Origin of the sequence: Actinoplanes sp. GCM10030250, from assembly GCF_042666575.1 — a bacterium.
Taxonomy (GTDB): domain Bacteria; phylum Actinomycetota; class Actinomycetes; order Mycobacteriales; family Micromonosporaceae; genus Actinoplanes.
In genome coordinates this window covers 82,524-101,632 of the sequence record NZ_JBHTDO010000014.1, presented here as the reverse complement: position 1 = coordinate 101,632, position 19,109 = coordinate 82,524, and the positions used below count along the sequence as shown (strand labels likewise).

16 protein-coding genes and 1 pseudogene are annotated in these 19,109 nt (G+C 72.7%); 3 read left to right on the top strand and 14 right to left on the bottom strand.

Annotation, left to right across the window (positions count from 1 at the left end; genetic code table 11):
* Nucleotides 1-617: 617 nt before the first annotated feature.
* From ACFQV6_RS19650 to ACFQV6_RS19640, 3 genes and pseudogenes are all read left to right on the top strand, one after another.
* Nucleotides 618-1,541: pseudogene (locus ACFQV6_RS19650) on the top strand (alpha/beta hydrolase family protein); the annotation flags it as partial.
* The gene (locus ACFQV6_RS19645) at nt 1,510-2,010 is read left to right on the top strand and encodes an alpha/beta hydrolase family protein (RefSeq protein WP_378028963.1); all 501 of its coding nucleotides are present in this window, start codon (nt 1,510-1,512) and stop codon (nt 2,008-2,010) included. The pseudogene ACFQV6_RS19650 and the gene ACFQV6_RS19645, both read left to right, overlap by 32 nt.
* Before the next feature lie 247 nt (nt 2,011-2,257).
* Nucleotides 2,258-5,365 carry a BTAD domain-containing putative transcriptional regulator gene (locus ACFQV6_RS19640; protein WP_378028962.1) on the top strand — a complete coding sequence of 1,036 codons (3,108 nt, stop codon included), beginning with the start codon at nt 2,258-2,260 and terminating at the stop codon, nt 5,363-5,365.
* On the opposite strand, the gene ACFQV6_RS19635 is transcribed toward ACFQV6_RS19640, so the two are convergent.
* The 14 genes from ACFQV6_RS19635 to ACFQV6_RS19570 form a co-directional block, all read right to left on the bottom strand.
* A complete protein-coding gene (locus tag ACFQV6_RS19635) occupies nt 5,302-5,826 on the bottom strand; it encodes a hypothetical protein (RefSeq protein ID WP_378028961.1) in 525 nt (174 codons plus the stop codon). The genes ACFQV6_RS19640 and ACFQV6_RS19635 overlap by 64 nt on opposite strands.
* Nucleotides 5,827-5,909: 83 nt before the next feature.
* Nucleotides 5,910-6,869, bottom strand: coding sequence for a threonine/serine dehydratase (locus ACFQV6_RS19630; protein ID WP_378028960.1), 960 nt, complete (start codon nt 6,867-6,869; stop codon nt 5,910-5,912).
* Nucleotides 6,870-6,885: 16 nt separating this feature from the next.
* On the bottom strand, nt 6,886-7,710 hold the full coding sequence (nadE, locus tag ACFQV6_RS19625; RefSeq protein WP_378028959.1) for an ammonia-dependent NAD(+) synthetase: 825 nt from the start codon (nt 7,708-7,710) through the stop codon (nt 6,886-6,888).
* A gap of 27 nt (nt 7,711-7,737) precedes the next feature.
* Nucleotides 7,738-8,967 carry an iron-containing alcohol dehydrogenase gene (locus ACFQV6_RS19620; RefSeq protein ID WP_378028958.1) on the bottom strand — a complete coding sequence of 410 codons (1,230 nt, stop codon included), beginning with the start codon at nt 8,965-8,967 and terminating at the stop codon, nt 7,738-7,740.
* A 50-nt stretch (nt 8,968-9,017) separates the two neighbouring features.
* A complete protein-coding gene (gene pdxA, locus ACFQV6_RS19615; RefSeq protein ID WP_378028957.1) occupies nt 9,018-10,073 on the bottom strand; it encodes a 4-hydroxythreonine-4-phosphate dehydrogenase PdxA in 1,056 nt (351 codons plus the stop codon).
* Complete coding sequence (locus ACFQV6_RS19610; protein WP_378028956.1) at nt 10,070-11,143, bottom strand: four-carbon acid sugar kinase family protein; 1,074 nt, start codon at nt 11,141-11,143, stop codon at nt 10,070-10,072. Before ACFQV6_RS19610 ends, pdxA begins: the two co-directional genes overlap by 4 nt.
* On the bottom strand, nt 11,140-11,817 hold the full coding sequence (locus ACFQV6_RS19605) for an SDR family NAD(P)-dependent oxidoreductase (protein WP_378028955.1): 678 nt from the start codon (nt 11,815-11,817) through the stop codon (nt 11,140-11,142). The genes ACFQV6_RS19610 and ACFQV6_RS19605 overlap by 4 nt, the downstream gene beginning before the upstream one ends.
* Nucleotide 11,818: 1 nt before the next feature.
* Nucleotides 11,819-13,006, bottom strand: coding sequence for an exo-alpha-sialidase (locus ACFQV6_RS19600; protein WP_378028954.1), 1,188 nt, complete (start codon nt 13,004-13,006; stop codon nt 11,819-11,821).
* The gene (locus ACFQV6_RS19595) at nt 13,003-13,770 is read right to left on the bottom strand and encodes an HpcH/HpaI aldolase/citrate lyase family protein (protein WP_378028953.1); all 768 of its coding nucleotides are present in this window, start codon (nt 13,768-13,770) and stop codon (nt 13,003-13,005) included. The genes ACFQV6_RS19600 and ACFQV6_RS19595 overlap by 4 nt, the downstream gene beginning before the upstream one ends.
* Complete coding sequence (locus ACFQV6_RS19590; RefSeq protein WP_378028952.1) at nt 13,767-14,594, bottom strand: ATP-binding cassette domain-containing protein; 828 nt, start codon at nt 14,592-14,594, stop codon at nt 13,767-13,769. The genes ACFQV6_RS19595 and ACFQV6_RS19590 overlap by 4 nt, the downstream gene beginning before the upstream one ends.
* Nucleotides 14,591-15,430: an ABC transporter ATP-binding protein gene (locus ACFQV6_RS19585; RefSeq protein ID WP_378028951.1), complete on the bottom strand. Its 840-nt coding sequence runs from the start codon at nt 15,428-15,430 to the stop codon at nt 14,591-14,593. The genes ACFQV6_RS19590 and ACFQV6_RS19585 overlap by 4 nt, the downstream gene beginning before the upstream one ends.
* Nucleotides 15,427-16,323 (bottom strand): ABC transporter permease, encoded by an 897-nt coding sequence (locus ACFQV6_RS19580; RefSeq protein ID WP_378028950.1) that lies wholly within the window; start codon nt 16,321-16,323, stop codon nt 15,427-15,429. The genes ACFQV6_RS19585 and ACFQV6_RS19580 overlap by 4 nt, the downstream gene beginning before the upstream one ends.
* A 73-nt stretch (nt 16,324-16,396) precedes the next feature.
* Nucleotides 16,397-17,329 carry an ABC transporter permease gene (locus tag ACFQV6_RS19575; protein WP_378028949.1) on the bottom strand — a complete coding sequence of 311 codons (933 nt, stop codon included), beginning with the start codon at nt 17,327-17,329 and terminating at the stop codon, nt 16,397-16,399.
* Complete coding sequence (locus ACFQV6_RS19570; RefSeq protein ID WP_378028948.1) at nt 17,326-18,918, bottom strand: ABC transporter substrate-binding protein; 1,593 nt, start codon at nt 18,916-18,918, stop codon at nt 17,326-17,328. The genes ACFQV6_RS19575 and ACFQV6_RS19570 overlap by 4 nt, the downstream gene beginning before the upstream one ends.
* Between the last annotated feature and the right edge of the window lie 191 nt (nt 18,919-19,109).

Sequence of the window (19,109 nt, the reverse complement as noted above, 5' to 3'; positions counted from 1 at the left end):
GTCGAGAGTGGACCGGAGTTGGTCTTGAGCCGGAAATCGGCCGAAGATCGTACTGTGGCTCGGTGGCACGTACACGACTCACCGCCGCATCGGTGGTTGACGGCCGGGTCGCGCGGGCTTTGGCGCTGTCTCCGGACGGGAGGTGGGTGGCCTATGTGGTCGCTCCGGCCGGTCAGGCCGGCGAGCACCCGGTCAGCGAGCTCTGGGTGGCCGCCACCGACGGGACCGGGCCGCCGCGGCGATTGACGCCGGGTGACACGTACGTCGCGGCGCCGCGGTGGTCCGCGGACTCTCTGCTCGTTCAGTTCCTCTCCGGCGGGCAGGTGCACCGGGCCGGTCTGGCTGACGGTGCCGTGGAGGCTGTCACCTCCTGGTCGGGTGGGGTGTCGGGACACCTGCCGCCGGCTGATTCGGGCCCGGCCGTCGTGATCTCGGCCGATGAACCATCGGCCGAGGACGAGCGCCGGGTCAGGGAGCGCGACGACGCCCGGGTGTGGGGGGAACGGGTACGCCCGGACCGGCTGCGGCTGCTGGACGTGCCCAACGGCAAGATCCGGACACCGTACGGGTGTGGCGATCGCCATGTCGCCGAGGTGGCCCGGCGGCCCGGCGACGGGATGCTGGCGGTACTCACCTGGTCGAGTCCCGACGTCGACCCGGGCCTGGTCCGGACCAACCTGCACCTGGTCGATCCGGTCAGCGGCACGGTGCGCGACCTCGGCCCGGCCGCGGCCGGTGCGTCATCGCTGGTCTGGTGGTCCACCGGCGACGGCTGGCACCTGGCCTACGTCGCGAAGACCCCGCCGGCCCTGGTGGGCGGGTCCGCGGTCCTCGACGTCGCCGTGCCGGAGAGCGGGCCGGTGGGTGAGCACCGCAACCTGACCGCCGGTGCGACGGTCTGCCCGATCAGCCTGGTGCAGGCCGACAGCGGTACGCCGCTGGCGCTGGTCGCCGACGGGCTCGACACCGCGATCCACCGCCTCGATCCGGCCGGGCCGCGTCTCGTCGAGGTGTCCCGGATCGACGGCCACGCGGCGTCGCTGGCCACCAGCCGGGACGGTGACGTCGTCGCGGCGGTGGTCAGCACGGCGTACGAGCCCGGCAACGTCCACGCCGGTCCCGCCGGCGGGCCGCTGACCAGGCTGACCGACCTCAGGCCGGAGCTGCGCGACATCCGGTGGGGTGTCCAGGAGCGCCTGTCCTATCCGGCCGGCGACGGGCTGGCCCTCGACGGACTGCTGATCCTGCCCACCGGCCGGTCCCGGGAGGACGGGCCCTTTCCGCTGGTGACGCTGGTGCACGGCGGCCCGTACGACAGGCACGCCGACCGGCTCATGCTCGGCTGGGACCCGTCCGGCCAGTGGCTGGCGGCGGCGGGATACGCGGTGTTCCTGCCGAACCCGCGCGGCGGTAGCGGGCATGGCCACGACTTCGCGGCGCGGGTCGCCGGAGCGGTCGGCCTGGAGGAGTGGGCCGACATCCGCACCGGTATCGACCTGCTCGTGGCCGATGGTGTTGCCGACCCGGAGCGGCTGGGCATCGGCGGCTGGAGCCACGGCGGGTTCATGGCCGCGTGGGCGGTCGGGCAGACCGGCCGGTTTCCGGGCAGCCGTGATGGGAGCCGGGATCAGCGACTGGGGGATGCTCGCCGCGACCGGGGAGGAGGGGCCGTTCGAGTCGGCTCTCGGCGGCAGCAGCGGCTGGGAGGGGACAGGTCCGCATCGGCACGATGTGGTGAGCCCGGTCTCGTACGTCTCCAGGGTCTGCTCGCCGATCTTGATCTTGCACGGTGAGAACGACACGAACGTTCCGCTGTCGCAGGCGGAGTTCTACCATCGCGCGCTGCGCAGGTTCGGGGTCGAGCACGAATATGTCGTGTATCCCCGGGAGGGGCACGCGATCCGGGAACGCAACCACCAGCTCGACGTGCTCCGCCGCACCCGCGCCTGGTTCGACAGATGGCTCGGGCCGCATTGCTCACGGTCAGTGCCCGGCACTGCCGGGCACTGACCGCGTAAGCCTGTCGCAGGGCAGGCCACTCGTCGCCTTTGGTGCCACTGTGGCGTCCCGATTCCCCCGTAACGCTTGCGTAACCGGGCGAGGGTGACCTGTCCCCCTGCAACGAGGTCAATGCTCCCCGGCGGACCTTGTACGAAGCATGCGAGACTCGTGACCCACCTTGTGGATTTCTTGAATCCCCTGGTCGGACGAGAATTTCAGGAATGACCTGTTCGGGCGAGAGAGGTGCGGAGGACAGTTGGCGGCGGAGTTCGGTGTGCTCGGCGTGGTGGAGGCCCGGATCGGCGGCCGGCCCGTCGACCTGGGGCACGCCCGGCAGCGATGCGTGCTGGGTGTGCTGCTCGTCGAGGCGGGCCGTCCGGTCACGGTGGACCAGTTGGTCGACCGGGTCTGGGGCGAGCACGCGCCGCAGCGGGCCGCCGGCGCTCTCTACAGCTACCTGTCCCGGCTGCGGCGCGCCGTGGCGGGCGAAGTGGAGATCCGGCGCGAGGCGGGTGGCTACCTGCTCACCGTGGATCCGCAGGCGGTTGACCTGCACCGGTTCCGCAAGCTGATGACGCTGGCCCGGGCGGCGGAATCGGACCGCGCCGCCGCCGGCCTCATCGAGCAGGCACTGGGCCTGTGGCGCGGTGACCCGTTCGCCGGCCTGGACACGGCCTGGCTGAGCGCGATGCGGCGCACGCTGCACGGCGAACGGTTCGCCGCCGAACTGGACGGCAACGACGTGCTGCTGCGGCTGGGCCGCCACGGCGAGCTGCTGCCGGCGCTGTCCGCCGCCGTCGCCGAGCATCCGCTGGACGAGCGGCTGGCCGGGCAGGCGATGCTCGCGCTGTACCGGTGCGGCCGCCAGGGCGACGCGGACGAGCAGTACCGGCGGATCCGCCGCAGCCTCGCCGACGAGCTGGGCAGCGACCCGGGCACCGCCCTGCGCCGGCTGCACGAGCAGATCCTCGCCGCCGACCCCGCTCTGGCCGGGCCGGCCGCCAATGTCGCTCTGTCCGGGCCGGCCGCCGATGCCCGGGTCGCGGTCGCACCGCCCGCCCCCGCGGCGACGGTGCCCACGCAGCTGCCGGCCGACGTGCGGGCGTTCACCGGGCGATCCGGGGAGCTCACCGCGCTGGACCGCCTGCTGGCGCCGCCGGACGGTGACGAGCCGCCACTGACCGTCGCGCTGCTGTCCGGCACGGCAGGGGTCGGCAAGTCCGCGCTGGCGGTGCGGTGGGCGCACCGCGTGCGGGACTCGTTCCCGGACGGGCAGCTCTATGTGAACCTGCGCGGCTACGACGCGGAGCAGCCGGTCGCGGTCGCGGACGCGCTGGCCGGGTTCCTCACCGCACTGGGCGTACGCGGAACGGAACTCCCACTCGGCACCGACGAGCGTGCCGGCCGGTACCGCTCCGAGCTCACCGGGCGGCGGATGCTCGTGCTGCTCGACAACGCGTCCTCGGTGGAGCAGGTCAGGCCCCTGCTGCCCGGTACGGGATCGTGCCTCGTGCTGATCACCAGCCGTGACTCGCTGCCCGGCATGGTGGCCGTGCACGGAGCCGAGCGGGTCAACCTCGACCTGCTCCCGCTCCCGGACGCGGTCGGCCTGCTGCGCAAGCTGATCGGCGACCGGGTGGACCGGGAGCCCGCGGCCGCCGCCGACCTGGCCGCGGCGTGTGCCCGGCTGCCGCTGGCCCTCCGGATCGCCGCCGAACTGGCCGCCGAGCGCACCGACGTGCCGCTGGCCGACCTCGTCGCCGAACTGGGCGACCACTCCCGGCTCGACCTGCTGGACGCGGGCGGCGACCCGCGCGCCGAGGTCCGGGCGGTGTTCTCCTGGTCCTACCAGAACCTGCCCGCCGACGCGGCCCGGGTGTTCCGGCTACTCGGTCTGCATCCGGGGGTCACCGCGCACGTCGACGCGGTGGCGGCGCTGATCGGCGCCGGTGCCGGTGAGGCGCGGCGGCTGCTGGGCGTGCTGGCCAGGGCCAGCCTGGTCCAGGCCGGCCGTGGCGGGCGGTACACGATGCACGACCTGCTGCGCGCGTACGCCTCGGAGCTCGCCGTCAGGCACGACGCGGAGCCGGATCGGCGGGCCGCCCTGACCCGGCTGTTCGACCACTATCTCGCGGGGTCGGTGGCGGCGATGGCCACGCTGTACCCGGCGGGTGGCTCCCCGGCGCCGGCTTCTCCCGCGGGCGGGGATCAGGATGCGGCTCGGGCCTGGATCGAGGCGGAGCGGCCCAACCTCGCCGCGGTGTGCACGCACGGCGCGGCGCACGGCTGGTACCGGCACACCATCACCCTCGCCGAGACCCTGTTCCGCTATCTCGACGCGGGCGGGCCGGTCGCCGAGGCGGCCAACGTCACCGCGTCCGCGGTGTCCGCTGCCCACGCCGCCGGCGACACCGGCGCGCAGGCGCGGGCGCTGTCCAACCTCGGCCGGCTGCACCGGCGGCAGGGCCGGCTGCACGAGGCCGCGGCGACCTACCGGCAGGCGCTGACCCTTTACGGGCAGCTGGGCGAGCCCGCGGCCGAGGCCGTGGTGCTGCGCAACCTGGGCAGCGTCGACTGGCGACTGGGCGACTACCGCCGGGCCGCGGACCACTATCGGCGGGCGTTGACGCTGTACGGCCATCTGGGTGACGACGCCGGACAGGCCGACGCGCAGGTCAGCCTCGGGCTCGTCGACGCGCGGCTGGGCGACGAGAACCAGGCGGCACAGCGGTTCGGGTCGGCCCTGGAGCTGTACGCCACGCTCGGTGACCGGTTCAGCGAGGCCTACGTGCTGTCGTTGCTCGCCCGGCTCCCGCACCGTCCGGCCCCGCTCGACCGGGCCGCCGGCCACCTCGAACAGAGCCTCGACGCTGTCCGGCGCACCGGGGACCGGACCGCCGAGGCGTACGTCCTGACCGATCTGGCCGCGATCCACGCCCGCCAGGGCCGCCTCACCGATGCGGCCGGTCACCTGCGCCGCGCGCTCGTGCTGCACCGGCGGATCGGGGACCGCGCCAGCGAGGCGGAGGCGCTCAACGACCTCGGCCAGGTGCTGCGGGCGGCGGGGGACGCGGCCGAGGCCCGGATCCAGCACGACCAGGCGCTGGCCCTGGCCGAGGAGATCGGTGACCGGTACGAGCAGGCGCGCGCCCACGACGGGATCGCCGCGGCGTTGCCCGACACCGGCGCTGCCGGCCCTGCCCAGGCGCACCTGGAGCGGGCCCGGACCATTTTCGCCGGCCTGGAGGTGCCCGCCGCCCCGGTCGTCGGTGCCCCGGTCGTCGGTGTCCCGGCGGAGGATCAGGGCCGGCGTACGCCGTCGATCCACAGCACGGTGACCGGGCACCCGCGGGCCCGGGCGTAGGCGACCACGTCCGCGGTGCCGCCCAGCCCTCGTGCGGGCTGGCCGTCCCACACGGCGAACAGATGATCGCAGCGGTCCACCATGGCCTGGCCGGCGGCGAGGAAGCCCCGGTCGGACGGTTCCGGGTAGGGCATCGTGAGCACCGATGCCGCCGCGTGCAGCAGGCCCTCGAACCGGGCCCGGCTGCCGTCCGCGGTCAGCGAGCCGGCGTAGTCCGCGCAGGGCAGGACCGCTTCCAGGGTGCCGCCGGCGGCCAGCACATGGGCGGCGAACAGCTGGTCGGCGCCGTCGGCGAGGCTCGACACCCCGAGCAGGCCGGTGCCGGTGGGCAGCACCCGGCGCCAGTGGTCCACCGCGTGGTCGGCGATGCCGGGCGGAAGCACCCGGTGACCGGTGATCCCGAATCTCGTCAGCGGGCCGGTTGGTGCGGGGGCTCGGGGAGCGAACCCATCGAATGACATGGCTGTCCCCGCGGTCGGCGTGATCGGCGGGAACCGATTCTCCACGGGACCGGCCCGCAGGTAAAGCGGTGCGGCGCGGCGGCTCAGGTGCGGACCCACCGGTCGTAGGCGTCCAGGTCGACGTTGCTGCCGCAGATGATGGTGGCCACCCGGCGGCCGGCGAAACGCTCACGGTCCTCCAGGACTGCCGCGACGCCGAGGGCCGCCGACGGTTCGACGATCAGCCCCGCGTGCTCCAGCAGCATCCGCATGCCCCTGACGATGGACGCCTCGCTGACCAGGACGGCATCGTCGGCCACCGCGAGGAGGTCGTCCAGGACCTCCGCGATGGGATACCGGCCCGCGACGCCGTCGGCGATGGTGTCCGCCGACTCGGTGGTGACGACCCGCCGCTGGTGCCAGGAGCGGGTCATGGCGGGCGCGCCGGCGGGCTGCACGCAGATCACCTCGGTACCCGGCGAGAGGCTTTTCAGGGCGTAGCCGACGCCGGTAGCCATGGCGCCGCCGCCCAGGGCGACCAGGACGGCGTCGAAGGGCGGCCCGCTCGCCAGTTCCAGGCCGATGGTCGCCGCGCCCTCGCAGGTCTCGATGTCGAGGCTGTCCTCGACGAGCCGGATGCCGCGCTGGTGCGCGATGCCGCGGGCTCGTTCGCGGGCCACCTCGATGTCGCCGTCGACCAGCTCCAGCTCCGCGCCCAGCGCGCGGATCCGCTCGAGCTTGACAGCGGGGGCCCGCCGCGACGCCACGACCGTCACGTCGACGCCGTGGCGGCGGCCGGACCAGGCGAGGGCCTGGCCGAGGTTGCCGGCGCTGGCGCACACCGCGGCCGTACGGCTCTGCTCGGTCAGCAGGCCGGCGACCAGCTCGGTGCCGCGGCCCTTGAAGCTGCGCACCGGGTTCGCCGTCTCCAGCTTGATGCTCACCGTGCAGCCGAGCTCGCGTCCCAGCGCGTCGCACTCATAGAGCGGAGTGTCGAGAAAGCCCGGGTCGATGGTTCGGCGGGCCGCACGGATCCGGCCCAGGTCGAGGCGCGTGGTGATCATGATCGGGCAACCTACTTCACCGCCACCAGTCGTCGAGGGGTGTGACCGGGACGGACCGCTTGTGGCGGGTGGCCAGGAACGTCCGCTCGATCTTCGCCGCCACCTCCGGGGTCACCTCCGCGCCCTCGAGGTAGTCGTCGATCTCGGCGTACGTCAGTCCCAGCGCCACCTCGTCCGGCAGGGCGGGCCGGTCGTCCTCCAGGTCCGCGGTCGGCACCTTCTCCCAGGTGCTCCGCGGCGCGCCCAGTTCGCGCAGCAGCGCGGCACCCTGCCGTTTCGTCAGCCCGGTCAGCGGTGTCACGTCGACCCCGCCGTCGCCGTACTTGGTGAAGAAGCCGGTCACCGCCTCGGCGGCGTGGTCGGTGCCGGCGACGAGCATGTTCAGCTGGCCGGCGACGGCGTACTGGGCCACCATCCGCTCCCGGGCCTTGATGTTGCCCCGGACGAAGTCCCGCAGTGCCGCCTCGTCCAGGCCGGCCGCGGTCTGCGCGGCGACCGCGTCCGAGCTCGGTTTCACGTCCACCGTGATGGACCGGTCGGGCTGGATGAAGGCGAGCGCCACCTGTGCGTCGATCTCGTCGGCCTGCACGCCGTACGGCAGCCGCACCGCGACGAACGTGGCGTCCACCCCGCCGGCCCGCAGTTCGGCGCAGGCCAGCTGGCACAACCGGCCGGTCAGGGTGCTGTCCTGACCGCCGCTGACTCCCAGGACGTACCCGGTGGCGGGTGTCGACCGCAGATAGGCCGTGAGGAAGCCGACCCTTCGCCGGATCTCGTCCGCGGGGCTGATCGAGGCCTTGGCGCCGAGCTCGGCGATGATCTGATCACGGAGGTTCGCCATCCGCGTACTGTATGCGGACCTTCGTGGTCACGCCGGTAGACCGCGGTCGCCGGTGAAGGCGGCGCGGGCGATGGTGTTCATCGCCGGCAGGTCCAGCGGCCGGGGGTTGTTCTGCACCAGCCGGGCGGCGCCCATGCCCTGCTCGGCGAGCCATCCCAGGCGGGACTCCGGCAGGCCCAGTTCGGCGATCGTGCGGGGCAGGCCGAGCCCGTCGATGAGCGCGTCGACCGCCTCGATCGCGGCGCGGGCCAGGGCGGTGTCGTCGAGGCTGGTGTCGCCGACGCCGAGAGCGCGGGCGATCTGGGCGAACTCGCGCACCCGCACGGGCAGGTTGAACCGCATCACGTACGGCAGCAGGACGCCGACGCCGAGGCCGTGCGGTGTGTGGGTCGCCGCGCCGAGCGGATATTGCAGGGCGTGTGCGGCGGCGGTCCCGGCCGTGCCGAGCGCGACACCGCCGGCGAAGGCGGCGAGCATGACGTCGTGCCGGGCGCCCGCGTCGGCCGGGTCGCGGTAAGCCTTGAGCAGGCTCCGGCCGATCAGTTCGAGGCCGTTGAGGGCGACGTGATCGGTCAGCGCCGACTTGCCGATGAACACCCGTTCAAATGCCAGGCGAGGGTCGGGGGTACGGGTGACCGCCGTGAACGATTCGACCAGGTGGGTCAGCGCGTCGGCTCCGGAGTGTGCGGTGAGGCCGGGCGGGCAGGAGTGGGTCAGCTCCGGGTCGCACACGGCGGTGTGGGGAATCAGGTGGGGACTGGAGATTCCCACCTTCATCTCCCGGTCCGGGTCGGCGAAGACGGCCACCGGCGTCGCCTCCGATCCGGTTCCCGCGGTGGTCGGCACCGCGACCACCGGCAGGATGGGCCCGGGTACGGCGTTCTCGCCGTAGTAGTCCTGCGGCTTCCCGCCGTGGCTGAGCAGCAGCGCCACCGCTTTGGCCATGTCGAGGCAGCTGCCGCCGCCGATGCCGACGACGACGTCCACGCCGTGCCCGGCGAGCCCGCGGACGCAGTCGAGGACGCCGTCGACCGGCAGTTCCGGCTGGGTGTCGCCGAACACCTCGACCCGTACGCCGGCCGCCTCGATCTCCTTGCGGATGGTGGCGAGCTCGGGGTCGGCGGCCAGGCGGGCGTCGGTGCAGATCAGGGCCGTACGGCCGAGGCCCGCCACCGCGTCGGCGATGGCGTGCCGCTGTCCCGGTCCGAACAGCACGGTGCGCGGCAGGCGCAGAACGCCCAGTGCGGTGGTGATCATGCGAAGTCCTCTCGGGGAAAGCGCGGGAGAGTCAGGAAGGGCCGGGAGAGTCAGACGGTGGAGGTGACACTGCGGGAGGCGGCCTGCCAGACGTCGTCCCAGCCGGGTGCCAGCCGGGCCGCGCGTTCGCAGGCGAGCACCAGGCTGGCCTCACGGGCGATGCCCTTGCCGGCGATGTCGAAGGCGGTGCCGTGGTCGACCGACACCCGCACCACCGGAAGCCCGATGGTGATGTTGACGCCGTCGTCGCCGTAGACCGCCTTGAACGGCGCGTGCCCCTGGTCGTGGTAGCAGGCGATGACGATGTTCCACTTGCCACGCACGGCGGCCGGGATGAGCGCGTCGGCGGGGAGAGGGCCGTGCGCGTTGATGCCGCGCTCGCGGGCGCGGGCCACGGCCGGGGCGAGCACCTCGGCGTCCTGGTGGCCGAAGATGCCGTTCTCGCCGGCGTGCGGGTTCAGCCCGGCCACCGCGATCGCCTCGTCCGGCTTGCCGAGGGCGCGGACGAACGCGCCGGCGAGGTTGAACACGTCGTCGGAGCGTTCCGGGGTGCAGTTCTCCACCGCCTGCTGCAGCGACATGTGCGCGGTGAGGTGGAAGAAGTACAGGTCACCGGCGGACAGCACCAGGCTGAAGTTGCGGACCCCGAACTCGTGGGCGAGCAGTTCGGTGTGGCCGGGCCAGGTGTGCCCGCCGGCGTGCATGGCGGCCTTGTTCAGCGGTGCGGTGACGATGCCGTCCACCAGGCCCGCACGGGCGAGCCGGCAGGCCTCGACGACGAAGCGGTAGGCGCCGTCGCCGGCGGCGGCGCTGAGCTCGCCGAGCGGTACCGATGCGAGCGAGTCGCCGGTCTGGATCAGCTCGATGGTGCCCGGGTCGTTGGTCGCCGCCCGCGGGTCGGTGATCACGCGGACGGCGTCGGGGTCCAGCCCGGCGCGGACGGCTCCTGCGCGCATCGCATCGGCATCGCCGATCACCACCGGGACCAGGCGTTCGCGCAGGTCCGGATGCTGCAGCAGGGTCTTGGCGGTGATCTCCGGGCCGATGCCCGCGACGTCACCGAGGGTGATGGCCAGCACCGGGCGGGGTGTGGTGGACGAGGTCATGGGTGTTCCTTTCCGGTGGTACCGAGCTGGTCGACGATGTCGACCAGGGAGCCGGCGCTGCCGAAGCCGCCGGATCTGGTGACGAGGTGTACGCCGTGGGCCGGGCCGCCGCGGATCGTCCCGATCGGGACGCCCGGGGCCAGCGCCGAGTGCACGGTGACGGCATCGGCGCGGACGTGGTCGAGGACCGCGGCGGCGCCGTCGCCGCCGACGAGCACCACGGCGTCGTACGGAATCTGTGTCAGTTGATGTGCCACCCGCTTGCCGAAACTCGCAGCGGTGGCGACCGCGGTGGCGCGGGAGGTGGGTGTGGTGATCACGTCGACGGCCGGCCGTGCGGCGCGCAACCGTTCGACAGCGCTCAGGGCGACCGGATGCAGGGAGCTGACCGCGACCAGGATCCGCCGGCTCGGCCGGAGCGGGTCCGGTGTGAATCCCGCGACCGGCCACCGCCGGGCCAGGGCGCTCGCCAGCCCGGCGGAGCCCGCCGCCACGCGGCGGGAACCGCTCCGGTCCAGGTCGGCAGCGATGGCGTCGAGGTCGGCGTCGGTGCCGGCATCGGTGGTGGTCAGGCCGGCGGTGCCGGAGAGCAGGTCGCTGAGCAGGCTGCTGGTGACCGGCGTGACCGGATCCCGGGCGGCGGCCGTGCGCGCCAGCGGCACCCCGCCCACCAGCACCCGGCCGCCGGTGACGGTGCGGCCCTGCTCCGGAAACGCCGGGCAGAGCACGACAACCGCGCCGGGATGTGCCTGCGACCACCCGGCGAGCGCCCCGCGCAGCTGGGCGGCCACCGAGCCGCGCATCGTGGAGTCGACCTTGAGATAGAGCCGGTCACAGCCACGCGCCAGCAGGTCGCGCACTGCCGCCGCGGTGACGGCCGCCGCCTCGTCGTCACCGGCCGCCCGCACCCCGGTCGCCACCGCGAGCAGGCACGGCCGGTCGCCGCCGGGTTCGATCGCGGCGGTGCCGCGCAGCAGGTGTGCCGACCAACCGGCGGCGGCGAACGGCACTGCCGCATCGGTGGCGCCGGTGAGGTCGTCGGCGACCAGGCCCAGCATGCGTGGCCTCACAGCGACGCCCCGCCGCAGATCACGAGCTGCTGCCCGGTGATCGAGCCGCCGTCGGCGCCGAGCAGGAAGGCGGTCAGCCCGGCCACCTCAGCGGGTTGCACGAACCGGCCGAGCGCCGGGACCCGGGGCGGCGTCGCGGCCCGGTTGGGGTCGCTGAGCATCGCGGTCTCGGTCGGGCCGGGGGCCACCACGTTGACGGTGATGCCGCGCGGTGCCAGTTCGATCGCCCACGAGCGGGCCAGCCCGGTCAGCGCCGACTTGGTGGCGGCGTACTGGCTCTTGCCGGCCACCCCGGCGGCGGTGCGGCTGCCGATCAGCACGATCCGGGCCCGGTCGGGCAGCGTAGCGGCGAGGGCGTCGACCAGGCGGGCCGGAACGTCGACGTGCAGGCGCCACATCAGCGCGCCGTGGTCGTGGCCGAGCTCCCCGAGCCGGGCGCTGTACTGCACTCCCGCCGCGTGCACGACGGCGTCCAGGTGGCCGGCGCGCGCGGCGACGTGCTCGGGTGCGCCCGGCTCGGCCAGGTCCGCCTCGATCCAGCGGCAGCCCGGTTCGGGGAGGCCGGGCCTGCGCCGGCTGACGCCGATCACCTGCCATCCGGAAGCGAGCATCCGGTCGGCGATCGCGTACCCGATGCCTGAACTCACGCCGGTGACCAGCACGGAGCCCGCCATGTCAGGCTCGCGTCCAGTCCGCCGGCAGGCGCACGTACTTGATGGTCCGCCGGTGATAGGTGTAGCTGATGTGCAGCGTGCCGTCGGCGCCCTGGTGCACGGCCGGGTAGGACAGCTCGCGGTTGAGCCCGTCGCGGGAGTTGTTGGTCAGGCAGTACCCGTCGCCCTCGTCGAGGTTGCCGGCACGCTGCCAGCTGGCTCCCTGGTCGCTGGAGAAGGCCAGCGTCATCGGCGCGCGCGGAGCACCCCAGAAGGCCAGGCCCTCGGCGGAGGAATCAGCGGACGAGCCGGAGGAGACCAGCCCGTCGTCGTCGATCTCGTCGTAGAGCGACACCCGCCGCTCGGTGGCGTCCAGCCGGCTGGAGTGGTTGTAGACGAGCGCGAGCCGCCCGTCCTCGAGCGCGCACTGCTGGATCGACGAGTTGTTGTTCGGCAGGTCACTCGGCTGCGGCGCCGACCAGCTCTCGCCACCGTCACCCGACCGGGACGTGTAGATGTGGTCGGCCCACCGGCTGCGGTACAGCGCGAACAGCCTCCCGTCACCGGCGTCGACGATGTTCATGTGCACGCACCCGACGCTGTCCGGCACCGCCACCTCCCGCCAGGTCGCGCCCTGGTCGTCGGAGACGAGCACCGAGCTGGTGTCGGCGTCGCCGGCCCAGCGCTCGCCGGGAACGGTCACGCAGCGGAAGATGCCCAGCAGCCACCGTCCCGAGTCGGTCACCACGACCGGCTGGCGTACGAAGATCCCGCTGCGCTCGTCGGCCGGGAACAGCGTCTCGGCCGGTCCCCAGGTGCGGCCGGAGTCGGGCGACACGCGCCGGCGTACCTCCGCGGTGTCCTGGTTGCCCGCCCGCTGCGCGGTGTAGAGCAGCCACAGCTCCCCGGACGGGGTGGGGAACAGCACCGGGTTCTGCTCGGACCGGTGCGGGTCGTCGCTGAGCCGCACCGGTGCGGACCATTGCCCGGCATCGGGGGCGAGGCGGGCGAACCAGATGCTGATGTCGCCGACACCCTCCTGGGTTCCGCCGAACCAGATCAGGCCGAGGTCGCCGTCGGGCAGCGTGGCCAGGAACGAGGCGTGGCTCTGCACCGTGGGCGCCGCCAGGTAGGCGTCGGTGCGGCGCGGGTCGCCGGGGTCGGTACGCAGCACACCGTCGAACAGCGAGCGGTCCAGCGACGCGGTCATCGCTCGCCCCTGGCCACGGTGAGGTGGGTGCGCGCGGCGAGTTCCAGGTGGTTGAGGTCGCCGGCCACGGTGACCAGGGTGAACCCCTCGGACAGGCGTTTGGCGGCCTCCTCGCCGGAGCGGGTGTGCAGGCCGGCGGCGATCCCACTGGCCTCGCAGGCGTGGCGGATGCGCACCAGCGCGGCCTCGAACGCGTCGGCCACGGCGGGATCGGCCGGTCCGGCGCCGCCGACGGCGATGGTCAGGTCCGAGGGCCCGATGTAGAGGCCGTCGATACCCGGGGTGGCGGCGATCTCCTCGACGTTGGCCAGCCCCTCCGGGGTCTCGATCATGGCGAGCAGGGTGATCGCCTGGTTGGCCTCGGCCGGTGCCGGGCCGATCCGCAGCATGGAGCGCATCGGGCCGTACGAGCGGATGCCGATCGGGGGATAGCGGGTGGCGGCGACGGCGCGCGCGGCGTCGGCCGCGGTGCTGACCAGCGGCACGATGACACCGGCGGCCCCGGCGTCGAGGGCCTGCCCGATCGGGGTGGCGTCGTTGGCCGCGACCCGTACCAGCCCGGCCGCTCGCGCGGCCGCGTCGATGGCGGTCAGCCCGGCCAGCATGCCGGAGTAGCCGAACAAGCCGTGCTGGGCGTCGAGCGCCACGTAGTCGTAGCCGAGCCGGGCGATCCGCTCGGTGGCCGGCGGCGCGTCGAGGGTGACCCAGTAACCGATGACGGTCTCGCGGGCCCGGACCTTACCGGCGAATGCTGCGGCGTTCATAGTGCCTCCGTTTCGGTGACCGGGACCGCGAGCGCGCTGCGCGGTTTGCGGCCGGAGATGGTCGAGGGGTCGAGGGCCGCGGCGCGCAGGGCGCGGGTGTAGGGCTGGGCGGGCCGGGCCAGCACGGTGCCGGTGGGCCCGTACTCGACGACCCGGCCGTGGCGCATGACCAGCACGTTGCTGCTGATCTCGCGGACCACGCCGAGGTTGTGCGAGATGAACAGGTACGTCACTCCGGTGGCCTGCTGTAACTCGGCGAGCAGCGTGAGCACCTGTGCCTGCACCGAGACGTCGAGCGCGCTGGTGGCCTCGTCGCAGACCAGCACGTCCGGCCGGCTGGCCAGGGCGCGGGCGATGCCGATGCGCTGCCGCTGGCCGCCGGAGAACTCGGCCGGCCGGCGTTCCAGAGCGGTGCCGGGCAGGCCGACCAGGTCGAGCAGCCGGGCGGCCTCGGCGTTGCGCTCGGCCGGGCGCATCCCGCGGATCTTCAGCGGCTCGGCGACGATGCGCTGGGCGGTCATGTGCGGATCCAGGGAACCGTACGGGTCCTGGAAGACCATCTGGATCTTGGAGCGCAGCGGCCGCAGCGTCTTCTCCGGCATGGCCGAGATGTCGACGCCGTCGAGCGTGATCGAGCCGGAGGTGGGCCGGATCAGCCGGACCAGTGAGCGGGCGATCGTCGACTTCCCGCAGCCCGATTCGCCGACCACCGCGAGGGTGCTGCCACGTTCGATGGTGAAGCTGACGTCGTCGACGGCCCGGTGCACGCCGGAGGCGGTGGGGTACTCGACGACCAGGTTCTCGACGCTCAGCACGTCGCTCACGACACCGCCTCCCTGCGGTTGGGTGGCGCGGTCTCGCCGTCCCAGCCGCCGAGCTGGGGTATCGCCGCGAGCAGCGCCTTGGTGTAATCGGTCTTCGGGCGGTCGACGACGTCTTCGACGTCTCCGCTCTCGGCGAACCGCCCGGCCCGCATGACATGGATCCGGTCGGAGACCACGCGGGCCACGCCGAGGTCGTGGGTGATCATCAAAACCGCGATTCCGGTACGGTCCTGGAGCTCGAGGATCAGGTCGAGCACACCCGCCTGAACCGTGACGTCCAGGGCGCTGGTCGGTTCGTCGGCGACGAGCAGGCGCGGTTGCCCGGCCAGCGCGATCGCGATCAGCACCCGTTGCAGCATCCCGCCGGACAGCTGATGCGGGTATTTGCCGAGCTGCTCCTCGGGCGTGCGGATGTGCACCTGGTCGAGCAGCTCGACCGCCCGCCGCCGGGCCGGTGCCCGGCCGAGCTCGCGGCTGCGGGTGCGCACCGCCTCGACCAGCTGGCTGCCGATGGTCAGCACCGGGCTCAGCGCGGTCATCGGGTCCTGCGGGATCAGCGACACCGATCGTCCGCGGACCGCGGCGATCGAGGCCGGGTCGGTGATCACGTCCTTGCCGGCGAAGCTCGCGTGGCCCGACAGCACGGCCAGGCCCGGCGGCAGCAGCCGCAGGATGCCCATGGCGGTGGTCGACTTGCCACACCCGGACTCGCCGATGATGGTGACGGTCTCACCCTCGTCGACGTGGAAGCTGATCCCGTCGACCGCGCGGATCACACCGGCGTCGGTCATCAGCTCGATCTGCAGGTCGCGGACGTCCAGCAGCGGCGTGCTCATGATTGTCCTCCCTTGCGGCGCCGGGAGCGGTCGCGCAGGCCGTCGCCGAGCAGGTTGACCCCGACCACCAGCAGCACGATGACCAGGCCGGGCAGGGTGACCAGCCACCACGAGGTGGTGATGTAGTTCTGGCCGTCGGAGATGATCCGGCCGAGAGTGGCGAACGGGCGCTGGGGCCCGGCACCCAGATAGCTCAGCGCGCTCTCCAGCAGCACCGCCTGCGCGAGCAGCAGCAGCACGACGAGCGAGGCCTGCCGGATGATGTTGGGGATGATGTGCTGGGCGAGCGTCTGGAACCGGTGCAGGCCGAGCACCCGGGCCGCGGCCACATAGGGTTTCTCCCGTTCCACCAGCACCAGGCTGCGGGTCAGCCTGGCCACCTCCGGCCACAGCGCGAACGCGATGACCAGGGTGATGACCGGCATCGACGGGCCGAACAGGGCGACAACCAGCAGCAGCATCATCAGCAGTGGCAGCGACATCTGCGCCTCGAGCAGCCGGGACACCACGGTGTCCACCCAGCCGCCGAGGAAACCGGCCGCCGAGCCGAGCACGATGCCGATCAGGCCGGAGACGGTGACAGCGATGACGCCGATGGCGATCGAGACCTGGGCGCCGTGCAGCACCAGCGACAACAGGTCGCGCCCGAGCGCGTCGGTGCCGAAGAGGTGGCCCTCGCTGAGCGGCGGCAGCCGGCGCCGGCTCAGGTCCTGAGCACCCGGGTCGGGCAGCGGCAGGACCTGGGCCAGGGCGACGGGTACGAGGATGAGCAGGGTGCACACGGTGCCGGCGATCAGCTTGAGCCGTACGCCGCGGTGGCGCCGGGTGACGGCGGAGCGGGACAGGTCCCGGGCGGTGACGGCGCTGGGCCGCTCGGGTGCGGCGATGCTCATGCCGCCACCTCCGCTGCGCTCCGGCGTCGCCCTGAGCCGGCAACTGAGCCGAATGATTCACTCGCAAGCTCGTTCATGCGGCGGCCTTTCCAAGGCGGACCCGCGGGTCCAGGAGCGGGTAGCAGAGGTCGACCAGCAGCTGGACCAGCACCGCGAGCACGGAGGTGACCAGCACGGTGGTCACGATCAGCGGGTAGTCCCTGGTCTCCAGGGCGCGTACGACGAGCGAGCCGACACCGGGCCAGGCGAAGACCACCTCGACCACGACGACGCCGTTGAGCATGGCCGCGAAGCGGGTGCCCAGCGCGGTGACGACCGGAACCGACGCGTTGCCCATGGCGTAGCGCCACGTCAGCAGCCGTTCGCTGACACCGCGCGAGCGCGCCACGGTCAGGTACGGTGCGCCGAAGTTGGCGATCATCTCGCGGCGCACCATGCGCGAGATCAGCGCGATCTGCAGCACCGCGATCGTCACCGTCGGCAGCACCAGGCCGCCCCAGGTGGTGAAGCCCGAGGCGGGCAGCACCGGCACCAGCACGGCGAACACGGTCAGCAGCATCACGCCGGTCCAGAACTCGGGCATCGACTGCCCGGCGACGGTCGCCACGTTGACGGTGAACTCGCGGCGGCTGTCGGCGTGCCGGGCCATCCACATGCCCAGCGGCACGGAGACGACGGTGGTCAGCACGATGGCCGCGAGGGCGAGCGTGAGCGTGTAGGGGAGCCGGTCCATGACCACGTCCAGGGCGGGCGCCTGATAGCTGAACGACGTGCCCAGATCGCCGCGGAACAGCCCCTTCAGGAAGGTCCAGTACTGCGCGATCATCGGCTGGTCGAGGCCGAACTGCCGGCGTACCTCCTCGACCTGCTCGTTGGTGGAGAACGGGCCGGCGTAGGCGCGGGCCGGGTCACCGGGTGCCAGCCGGATCAGCACGAAGACGGTGGAGACCGTGAGCAGGATGGTCAGCAGGCTCTGGGCCAGGCGTTTGGCCAGGTAACGGATCATGCGCGTTGCGCCAATCGGATCTGGGTGAGGTCGTAGGAGTTGTTGGCGCCCATCGCCATGCCGGTGACCCGTTCGCGGCGGGCGACGACGGCCTTGGGCGCGAACGCCCACATGGCCGGCCAGGTCTTCCACACCGTCTGCTGGGCCTCGGTGAGCAACCGGGTGCGCCGGGCCGGGTCGATCTCGGCCGAGGCACGGGCGATCAGCGTGGTCGCCTGCGGGACGATGTAGCCGTGGTAGGTGTCGCGGGTCTCCTCCTTGGCGGCGGTCCCCGCGTACATGCCCTGCATCATCGTGACCGCCAGGCCGGTCGGGCTGGCGTAGCCGTTGGCCAGCAGGTCCCAGTCGCCGGCCCGGCCCTGCCGCCAGGTGGAGATGTCGCCGCCGGGCTCGAACTGCTGGAGCGTGGCGCGTACGCCGACCGCGCGCAGCATCTCGTAGACGGCCTCCATCACCTGGGTGTCGCCGGCGAACTCGCCGGACTCCCAGATGATCTTCATCGGCAGGTCGCGTACGCCGAGACCGGTGAGCATCTGCCGCGCCCTGGCGGGGTCGTAGCGGAACTCGCCGACCGCCGCGGCACCGCTCAGGCCGGGCGGGACCACCCCGGGCACGGGGATGACGGCCTGTTGCAGGACGTCGTTGATCAGCGCGTCGCCGTTGATCGCATAGCTGAGTGCCTCCCGAACCCGGACGTCGGCCAGCGGGTGCCCGGCGCGCTTGCGGAAGTTGTAGAACAGGTGGGTGATCCGGGTGCCGGGCCGGTTCTCGATCTGTACGCCGGGAAGGCCGCGCAACTGCTCGACCGAGTCCGGGGTGATCGAGTCGATGACGTCGACCTCGCCGCTGCGCAGTGACACGACCCGGCTGGTCTCGGAGGGCAGGAAGCGCACCTGCACCTGTTCGACGGTCGGGCGCGTACCCCAGTAGTTGGGGTTGACCGCAAGTTGGTAGTTGCCCGCGCCGCGGTCGGCGGTGGTCACCACATAGGGTCCGGTCCCGGCGCCCGTCTGCAGTTCCTCGGCCTTGTTGGCCGCCGCCGGGGTGATGAGGATGTTCGCCATCAGGTAGTCGAGGATCGGCAGCGGCGCGTCGGTCCGGAGCTTGAAGGTGCGGTCGTCGACCGTGACCACGCGCGGCCACTCCGGGAAGAAGGTGGCCAGGAACCCGCCCTTGGTGTCGCGGTAGGACTCCAGGGCCTTGGCGACGTCCTCGACCCGCACCGGCGTGTTGTCGGAATAGCGGATTCCGGGCCGGAAACGCACTGTCCACTCGTTCGGCGCGGTGAGCCGGAAACTCTCGGCCAGCACCGGCTGGATCTCGAGGTCGGGGGTGAGCCGGGTCAGTGCCTGGCGGACCGCCCGCTGCACGGTGACGGCTGCGTCGAACTGGTTCAGCTTGTTGTCCAGGCTGACCAGCGAGCGGTTCAGGGCGATGTTGAGCGTGCCGGCGCCGGGCAGGCCGGTCGGTGTCGCACAGGCCGTGGTCAGGCCGCCGAGGGTGCCGCCGGTGCCGAGGGCGAGCGCCATTCTGAGGATGCCCCGGCGGCTGTGACCGCCGGGCTGCGGAAGCGAGAATGCATTGGTCATCGTTGATCCGCTCCTAAATGGGATCAGTCACGATGGAGAAGGGGATCAGCGGCTTCACCAGCCGGCCAATTACGAATGACGATGGCATTCCGTGCGCATTACGAGCAAGTTTCCGGCGCGAAATGCGCGGGAAATGAGTGACCTGCGTGACCGGCAGAGCAATTCATCGCCATCACTTGCGCGGACCGCGC

Coding starts and splice junctions, on each gene's coding strand:
- ACFQV6_RS19645 (WP_378028963.1), top strand. CDS start 1,510: ATGGTGTTGCCGACCCGGAGCGGCTGGGCATCGGCGGCTGGAGCCACG.
- ACFQV6_RS19635 (WP_378028961.1), bottom strand. CDS start 5,826: ATGTCATTCGATGGGTTCGCTCCCCGAGCCCCCGCACCAACCGGCCCG.
- ACFQV6_RS19630 (WP_378028960.1), bottom strand. CDS start 6,869: ATGATCACCACGCGCCTCGACCTGGGCCGGATCCGTGCGGCCCGCCGA.
- nadE (WP_378028959.1), bottom strand. CDS start 7,710: ATGGCGAACCTCCGTGATCAGATCATCGCCGAGCTCGGCGCCAAGGCC.
- ACFQV6_RS19620 (WP_378028958.1), bottom strand. CDS start 8,967: ATGATCACCACCGCACTGGGCGTTCTGCGCCTGCCGCGCACCGTGCTG.
- pdxA (WP_378028957.1), bottom strand. CDS start 10,073: ATGACCTCGTCCACCACACCCCGCCCGGTGCTGGCCATCACCCTCGGT.
- ACFQV6_RS19605 (WP_378028955.1), bottom strand. CDS start 11,817: ATGGCGGGCTCCGTGCTGGTCACCGGCGTGAGTTCAGGCATCGGGTAC.
- ACFQV6_RS19600 (WP_378028954.1), bottom strand. CDS start 13,006: ATGACCGCGTCGCTGGACCGCTCGCTGTTCGACGGTGTGCTGCGTACC.
- ACFQV6_RS19595 (WP_378028953.1), bottom strand. CDS start 13,770: ATGAACGCCGCAGCATTCGCCGGTAAGGTCCGGGCCCGCGAGACCGTC.
- ACFQV6_RS19585 (WP_378028951.1), bottom strand. CDS start 15,430: ATGAGCACGCCGCTGCTGGACGTCCGCGACCTGCAGATCGAGCTGATG.
- ACFQV6_RS19580 (WP_378028950.1), bottom strand. CDS start 16,323: ATGAGCATCGCCGCACCCGAGCGGCCCAGCGCCGTCACCGCCCGGGAC.
- ACFQV6_RS19575 (WP_378028949.1), bottom strand. CDS start 17,329: ATGATCCGTTACCTGGCCAAACGCCTGGCCCAGAGCCTGCTGACCATC.
- ACFQV6_RS19570 (WP_378028948.1), bottom strand. CDS start 18,918: ATGACCAATGCATTCTCGCTTCCGCAGCCCGGCGGTCACAGCCGCCGG.